Origin of the sequence: Caulobacter sp. SLTY, assembly GCF_009905535.1 — a bacterium.
GTDB lineage: Bacteria > Pseudomonadota > Alphaproteobacteria > Caulobacterales > Caulobacteraceae > Caulobacter.
In genome coordinates, this window is the sequence record NZ_JAAALA010000006.1 from 153,696 (window position 1) to 161,125 (window position 7,430).

Below are 7,430 nucleotides of genomic sequence, written 5' to 3' on the forward strand. Positions count from 1 at the left end.
GCTCAGACCATGACCGACAGCAGCGGCACGAACTGCTGGCCGGCGTGGGAGTCCACATCCTCGGTCGAGCCCTGGGCGATGGGCCGGGGGAAGGAGATCTTCAGGACCTTCAGATTGTCATCGTGGAAGATCCGCACCTGGTTGGAGCCGACGCCGTAGAGGTCGGCGATGGCCACCGCGCCCAGGGCCGGGGCCGCGCAGAGGCGCTCGTAAGCGGCCCGGTCGTCGCAGAAGACGTCGATGGTCACCCAGAAGGGCCCGGCGTTCTTGGAGCGGACGTAGCGGGCCACGTCCTTAAGCGGCGACATGGAACTCTCCCAGGCCGGCGACGAAGGTGCGCGTGGTCGCCAGCTCGCAGGGGTCGGCGAGATGGACCACATGGTTGAGCTTGAACTCGTACTGCGGCCCCAGCGCCACCTCGGCCGGCGAGAAGGGGAAGGCAAAGCTGGGCAGCGGGTCGTCCTGGTTCAGCGGGAAATGCAGCAGGTAGGGGTTGCAGTATTTGGCGATCTCGGTCGCCCGCGCCTGGGTGGCGGCGGTCACCAGCACCATCAGCCCGACCTCGAGCGGCGGCCGATCGGTCGGCCCGTGGCGGGGGTCGAGAGCGTTCCAGCCGTAAGGGCGCAGGTCCAGCCGGTAGTCGACTGCGGGGATGCGCAGAACCCGGTCGATGCCCTCGCGCAGGAAGGTTTCCAGCCGGTCCAGCCAGTCGCCGATGCGGTCCATGATCTTCGGGTCGGCGATGGCGGTGAAGACCATGGTGCGGAAGCCGGCGGCGCCGCTGCCCTCCAGCTTCATGGTGTAGGGCCGGGCCTCGGCCCGGGAGCCGGTGACGCGGACGCTGCGCGCGTCCAGCGCCGCATAGCTGGCCCCCTGGGCGTCGAGCACCACGCCGGGCTCGGTCAGCCGGTAGGGGTCGGCGTTCTCGTAGAGCAGGTGGGCGGAGATGGTGAAGGGGGTGCAGGCGTTGTCGGCGGCCAGGGGTTCGATGTCGAAGCCTTCGTCGTCGATGGTCAGGATAACGCCGCCACGGCGGGTGTGGACCGTGCAAAGGCCGCCGCACTCGCTGGTTTTGGCCGCATGCCAGCTGGCCCCGGCGGGCAGGCCGCGCATCAGCGGCACGGCGGCGATCACCGCGGTGTCGGTGGTGCGGCCGGCCAGGACGATGTCGGCGCCCTCGGCGATGGCCTTGGCCAGGGGCTCGTAGCCGAGCAGGCCGACGATGTGGTCGCATTCGTCCAGCCGCGATTGGGCAAGATCGCCCATCGGCGGCAGGGGGGTGATGGCGCCGTTGGCGAGATAGGGGGCGAGGCCCGCGGCGGTCTGTTCGGAATAGACCAGGGTCACCTTGGCGGTGAGGCCCTCCTCCACCGCGATCTGCTCGCAGAGGCCGGCCATCCAGTCGACGCCGGCGTTGGTCCCGCTGGTGCCGCAGGAGCCGACGATCAGGGGCACGCCCAGCCGGTCGCGGGCCAGCATCAGCTGGCGCAGATCCTGTTTGGTGGCGGCGTCGGTCATCTTCGAGACGGCGGCGCCGAGGTAGTAGGGGCCGGAGTCGGTGGAGCCGCCGTCGACGGCCAGGGCGTCCGGGCCTAGCGATACGCCGCGCTGGAAGGCGTCTTCCGGGCAGCCGGAGCCGAGGACGCCGGAGGGCACGAGAACCTTGACGGGGGTGGGCATGGCAGGCTCCGCGACGCAAACAAAGAACCGCCATCCCGACCGGGGGTCGGGATGGCGTAGGGAGGACAGTCTCTAGAACTCGGCGGTCAGGGTCAGGCCGATCTGGCGGGGCGGGCCGTACTGGACGAAGAAGCCGCCGCCGGTCTCCACCTGGTGGGTCCGGTACTCGACGTCGGTCAGGTTCCGGCCCCAGAGCTGCAGGCTGTAGCTGTCGTTGAAGTGCCAGGTGACGCTGGCGTCCACCAGGGTGCGGGCCTTGCGGTACTCGACGAAGTCGTTGGCATTGTCGTCGAAGACCTCGCTCTCATAGTTGGCCGAGACGCCCAGCTTCACCCAGCCCCAGGAGAATTCGCTGGTGGTGTAGCTGACGTCGGCGCTGACCGCGTGTTCCGGAGTGCGGCTGAGGCGGTTGCCGGCCAGGTCTGCCCGGACCGGGGTGCCGTCGGCCAGGATGGCCGAGGTCTGGATCAGGCTGTCGAAGGTGGCGTCGAGATAGGTGTAGCTGAGGCCGGCCTCCCAGTGGTCGTCCGGGACGAAGCGGAACTCGGTTTCCACCCCGAAGATGGTCGCATCGCCGGTGTCGGTGACAATGGTCGCCCCACCCGGGCCGGCGCTGGCGTCAGGCACGGACTGGATGGTCTGGAGGTTGGTGTACTCGGCCAGGAAGATCGAGGCGTTGGCGCGCAGGCGGCGGTTCCACCAGTCGGTCTTCACCCCGGCCTCGTAGTTGATCACCTCTTCCGGATCGGTGGGGATGCGGGCGGTGGCGACGTTGGGCTGCTCCTGGAAGGCGCCCGACTTGAAGCCGGTGGAGACGCTGGCGAAGGCGAAGACGTTTTCGTTGAACCGCCAGTCGCCGCCGACCCGCCAGGTGACCATCTGCTCGCTGCTGACGCCGGGATTGCCGCGGGTGGTGAAGTTGACCGTCGGGGCGCTCTGGGCGCCGGTCAGGCGGGTGACGGTGTATTCCTTTTCCTCGTCGGTGTAGCGCAGGCCGGCGAACAGATTGAGGCCGAAGTCGAAGCCGTATTCGACCTCGCCGAAGGCGGCGAAGCTCTTGGTGGTGTTCTCGCCGATGAAGCGGTTTTCGGTGAGATCGACGGCGGCGGTTTCGGTCTCCCGCTCCCGGCGCACCTCGTCCTTCAGGTAGAAGAGGCCGGCGGTCCAGCTGACCGGGCCGTCTCCGCGCGAGGCCATCCGCCACTCGGTGGAGTAGCTGTCGGCCTCCTCCTTGGCCAGGACCTGCAGGCCGGTGACCGGGCCAAGACCGGCGGCGGCGTTGCCCGCCACGTCGGTGCCGTCGAGGTCCTCGGAGCTGTCGTAATCGAGGGTGCGCCAGCTGGCGATGCCGGTCAGCGAGGCCCAGCCCAGCGCATCGGTGTTGTACTCGACCTTCAGCCCGCCGGTGTCGCGTTCGATGAAGCCCGGCCGGTCGGGGTTGGCGTTGCGGGGCTTGTCGATATCGCGGTCGCCGCGTGGGCGCAGGTTGAAACGGGCGCCGCCGGCCAGGTCGTCGGTGACGTAGTCGGCGCTGAACAGCAGGCTGGAGGTCGCGCCGACATCGACCAACAGGTGGGCGCGGCCGCTCCAGCGGTTGTCGTCGTCCAGGCCCTCGCCGGTGTTGGTGTTCTTGCGGAAGCCCTCGTTGTACTGGCGGCCGAGCGAGCCCCGGAAGGCGACGGACTCGCCCAACGGGATGTTCAGCATCAGGTTGGCGTTGAGCTGGTCGAACTCAGCGACGGTGACCGCGGCCCGGCCGAGGAACTCCGGCTGGGGCCGGGCGGTGACGAAGTTGACCGCGCCTCCGACCACGTTCTTGCCCCACAGGGTGCCTTGCGGACCTTTGAGCACCTCGACCCGCTCCAGGTCGAAGGTGTCGACGGCCAGCATGGCGCCGCGGCCGAGGTAGACGCCGTCCAGGAAGGCGACGGAGCTGGGATCGCCGCCGGCGCTCTGGTTGCTGCTGCCGATGCCGCGGAAGAAGGGGCGCGGGGCGGCGCGCGGGAAGGCGTCGATGGTCAGGCCGGGGGTGGCGTCGGCCAGCTTCTGGAAGTCGGTGATGCCCTCTTCCTGCAGCTTCTCGCCGCTGAAGGCGGTGACGGTGACCGGGGTGTCCTGCAGGGACTCGGCCTTCTTGCGGGCGGTGATGATCACCTCCTCGACGGCGGCGGGCTCGACGGCGGCGGGCTCGGCCTCCTGGGCCAGAACGGGCGCAGCCATGGCGGCGCCGGACAGGGCGGTGGCGGCGCACAGCAGGGTGCGCAGGGTCTTGCGGTGTTTCATGGTTATCCTCCTCCCGATGCCGCGGCGTTGGACGCCGTCTGGGCTCGTTGGCGTGAGGTGTGGCGGGCGGAGGCCCGAAAGCCGTGACACCTTTTTTACATTCCGCGAAATTTTCGCCCCAAGCCGGACGGGGTATGGTCAAAGCCTATCAAGGGGAAACGCGCCCAAGACGCCGCCATGAACGGAATCACCAGCGACGAGAACTGGATCGCCGAGCTGCCGCCCACCGTGGCGGCCGCGATTCGTGAGCGGATGACCACGCTCGACTTCGCGGCCGGCGAGCCGCTGAAGCGGGCGGGCGAGTCGCCCAGCCGCATGCACCAGATGGAGAGCGGCTATGTGAAGCTGGTCGGGCTGCTGGAGGACGGGCGCCAGTCGATCATCACCATCTATTCGCCCGGCAACTGCTTCTCCGAGACCGCGGTGATCGCCCGGCGGCCCTATCACCACACCACCCTGGCGATGACCGATTGCCGGGTGCGGGTGCTGAGCGCGGAGGACTTCTGGGCGCTCTACCGGACCCATCCGGAAATTCCGGAGGCGCTGTGCCGCAAGTTCGCCGGTTCGATTTCGCGGCAGATGGCCAGCCGCGACATGCGGGCCAACCACCGGCTGGGCAAGCGGATCGCCATCCTGTTCGAAAGCCTGGCCCAGCGCTGCGGCGAGGCCCGGGTCGGGCAGAGCTGCACCATCCGCGTGCCGATCACCCAGAGCGACATCGGCGACCACTTCGATGTCACCCGCCAGAGCGTTCAGCGGGAGATCAGTGCCCTTAAGGCGGCCGGGATCCTGGACAAGCATATGGGTCGCTGGATCATCCGGGATCTCGGGAAGCTGTCGCGGGTGGCGTGAGGGGTCAGGTGCGGCGGAAGCGCAGGGGCTTGCCCTCGCGGCCGATGACGCCCGCCTCGAGGTCGAGCTGGACGCATTTGAGCCACCAGCCGGCGGTGGACCCGCCGGGGAACAGGGCGTCCGGCAGGGCCGGCAGGATGGCGGCCTTCAGCTCGGCGGCGTTGAGGGAAGCGCCGCCGGACGGCAGGGCGGCCAGCATGGCCGCCCGCATCGCCTCATACTTGGCCCGGTCAACCCGTTCGGTCTTGCCGGGATGGTTGACGTTCTCGACTTCGACCTTCTCGTTCATCAGGCGCCGGCCGGGTTGATTTCGATGTCCATGTGGTCGCCGCGGGCGGCGGCTTCCTGGTCCATCCACATCAGCTCCCAGACGTGGCCGTCCAGATCGAGGAAACTGTCGCCGTACATGAAGCCGTAGTCCTGAAGCGCCACCCAGTCGGACCCGCCAGCGGCCAGAGCCTTCTTCTTGAGCGCCTCGACCTCGGCGCGGCTCTCGCAGGAGAGACAGGTCAGCACCTCCTTGCCCTTGGACGTGTCGGCGATGTCGCCCTTGATGAAGTTCTGGAAGTGCTTGTGGCTGAGCAGCATGGCGTAGGCGTTCTCTGCGAACACCACACAGGCGCTGTCCTCGCTGCAGAACTGCTCGTTGATCTCGAAGCCCAGGGCCTCGAAGAACTTGCGGCTGGCCTGGACGTCCCTGACCGGCAGGTTGACGAAAATCATGCGCATGGGGGGTCCTCTCACTGTCCCGATCAGCCGGGGTCGAGCCTAGGACGGACCGGGAGCGGGAGTCCCGACAACACTCGACAATTTTCTGGCTTGGTGACTGTCTCGCGAAGCGTGACTGTCACCGTCCGGCGCTGGACGGTGACAGTCATCCAGCTGCGCCGGAAGACAGTCACCTTGGACCCTACCCCGCCGCCGTGGCCACCAGCCGGGCGTAGAAGGTGGTCATGCGGCTGAGGTTATCCAGCGTCATCCGCTCGTTCGTCCCGTGGATCATGCCGAAGGTGTCCAGCGAGGCCAGAAGGGGCTGGTAGCGGTAGATGTTGTCGGAGACGCCGGTCATGTAGCGGCTGTCGGTCCCGGCGCCGACCAGGCCAGGGGCGACGGGCAGCTTGCCGCCGTCCGAGGCGAGAGCCGCGATGACGCGCCAACCGTCGGTGTCGGTCGGGGAGACGGGCGAGGGGTTGTTGGGGCTTCCTTCCCAGGCCAGTTCGACGTTGAGGCCTTTCACGGCGGCTTTCGCGCGGGCCATGACGGCGTCGCGGGTCTGGCCGGGGGCGATGCGGTAGTTGATCCAGGCGGTGGCGTCTTGGGGCAGGACGTTTTCCTTCGGGCTGCCCTTGAGCATGGTCGGGGCGATGGTGGTGTGCAGCAGGGCGGCGCCGGCCGGGGTCTGGGCGAACTGGGCCTTGATCAGCGGGCCGAACAGCCACTCGTTCGCCAGGGCCATGCGCATGACAAAGCCCGCCTCGCCGCTGAGGGCGCGGACCATGTCGGCGCCGGGACCGGAGAGCTTCAGCGGGAATGGGTCCTCGCTGATGGCGGTGATCGCCTTGGCCAGGGTGGCGACGCCGGTCTCCTTGGGCGGGGCGGAGCTGTGGCCGCCAGGGGCGCGGGCGGTGATGCGCAGGGTGGCGTAGCCCTTTTCCGCCACGCCGATGATCGCTGCCGGGCCGCCGGTGATCGGGTGTTCAGTGATCGCGGCCGAGCCTTCGTCGAGGACCCAGTCGGCCTTGATGCCCCGGCTGGTCAGCAGGGCGGCGGCGGCCTGGGCGCCGGTGCCGCCGACCTCCTCGTCCTGGCCGCTGACAATGATCACCGTGCGCTTGGGTTTGAACCCGGAGGCGGCCAGGGCGTCGAGGCCCTCGAAGATGGCGACCAGGCTGCCCTTGTCGTCGATGGCGCCCCGGCCCCAAACCGAACCCTCGGCGATCTCGCCGCCGAAGGGAGCGTGTTTCCAGTCCTTCTCGGTGCCGGGAGTGATCGGCACCACATCCTGGTGGGCCATCAGGACGATGGGTTTGAGCGCCGCGTCGCTGCCAGTCCAGGTATAGACCAGGGCCTTGTTGGGCAGGATCTCGCGGGTCATGGCGGCGTGGGCGGCGGGGTAGGTGGCGGCCAGCCAGGCGTGGAGCTTGTCCCACTCGGCCCAGTCGTTGGCGGCCTTGTCCTGGTTGGAGATGGTCTTGAAGCGGATGGCCTCCCCGAGCCGCTGGGCGGCGCGGGCCTGGTCGATGGCGGGGGCCTGGGCCAGGGTGACGGTGGTGAGGTCGACCGCCGCCGGCGGCTTCCAGGTGAAGGTGCGGACCAGCACCACCGCGACCAGCACCGCAACGATGGCGACCGCGCCCAGCGCGACCTTCCCAACAAGCTTCATGACGCCCTCCCCAGGGATTTGGTCCGGCAGGTTAGGGGGTGGAGAGGGGAGAGTCATCCTTGTCGGCACCCTCCCCCAATCCGTCATCCTCGGGCTCGTCCCGAGGACCCATCGGCAAGCTGCCGCGAACGGTTGCCCTGGGGTCCCGGCCGCGACCCCACCCTTGCGGTTCGTGCGGCGGACGAATGGGTCCTCGGGACAAACCCGAGGATGACGGAGGGGGGGGTGGTGA

The 7,430-nt window shown here is 68.7% G+C and carries 7 protein-coding genes; 1 reads left to right on the forward strand and 6 read right to left on the reverse strand.

The window, feature by feature from the left end; all coding sequences use genetic code 11:
• Window positions 1-2: 2 nt before the first annotated feature.
• The 3 genes from GVN21_RS05300 to GVN21_RS05310 all read right to left on the reverse strand — a co-directional run bounded on the left by GVN21_RS05300 (window position 3) and on the right by GVN21_RS05310 (window position 3,963).
• Entirely contained in the window at window positions 3-308 is a 306-nt protein-coding gene (locus GVN21_RS05300; protein WP_166573678.1) for a DUF4387 domain-containing protein, read from the reverse strand.
• Window positions 295-1,680, reverse strand: coding sequence for an acyclic terpene utilization AtuA family protein (locus GVN21_RS05305; RefSeq protein ID WP_166573679.1), 1,386 nt, complete (start codon window positions 1,678-1,680; stop codon window positions 295-297). The genes GVN21_RS05300 and GVN21_RS05305 overlap by 14 nt, the downstream gene beginning before the upstream one ends.
• A 72-nt stretch (window positions 1,681-1,752) precedes the next feature.
• Window positions 1,753-3,963, reverse strand: a complete 2,211-nt coding sequence (locus GVN21_RS05310; RefSeq protein ID WP_166573680.1) for a TonB-dependent receptor — start codon at window positions 3,961-3,963, stop codon at window positions 1,753-1,755.
• A 177-nt stretch (window positions 3,964-4,140) separates the two neighbouring features.
• Between GVN21_RS05310 and GVN21_RS05315 the strand changes: the two genes are divergently transcribed.
• Window positions 4,141-4,815, forward strand: coding sequence for a Crp/Fnr family transcriptional regulator (locus tag GVN21_RS05315; protein ID WP_166573681.1), 675 nt, complete (start codon window positions 4,141-4,143; stop codon window positions 4,813-4,815).
• A gap of 4 nt (window positions 4,816-4,819) precedes the next feature.
• On the opposite strand, the gene GVN21_RS05320 is transcribed toward GVN21_RS05315, so the two are convergent.
• The 3 genes from GVN21_RS05320 to GVN21_RS05330 form a co-directional block, all read right to left on the reverse strand.
• Window positions 4,820-5,104, reverse strand: coding sequence for a hypothetical protein (locus tag GVN21_RS05320; protein ID WP_166573682.1), 285 nt, complete (start codon window positions 5,102-5,104; stop codon window positions 4,820-4,822).
• The gene (locus GVN21_RS05325) at window positions 5,104-5,544 is read right to left on the reverse strand and encodes a VOC family protein (protein WP_166573683.1); all 441 of its coding nucleotides are present in this window, start codon (window positions 5,542-5,544) and stop codon (window positions 5,104-5,106) included. The genes GVN21_RS05320 and GVN21_RS05325 overlap by 1 nt, the downstream gene beginning before the upstream one ends.
• Before the next feature lie 181 nt (window positions 5,545-5,725).
• Window positions 5,726-7,198 (reverse strand): M20 family peptidase, encoded by a 1,473-nt coding sequence (locus GVN21_RS05330; protein WP_166573684.1) that lies wholly within the window; start codon window positions 7,196-7,198, stop codon window positions 5,726-5,728.
• Window positions 7,199-7,430 lie beyond the last annotated feature (232 nt).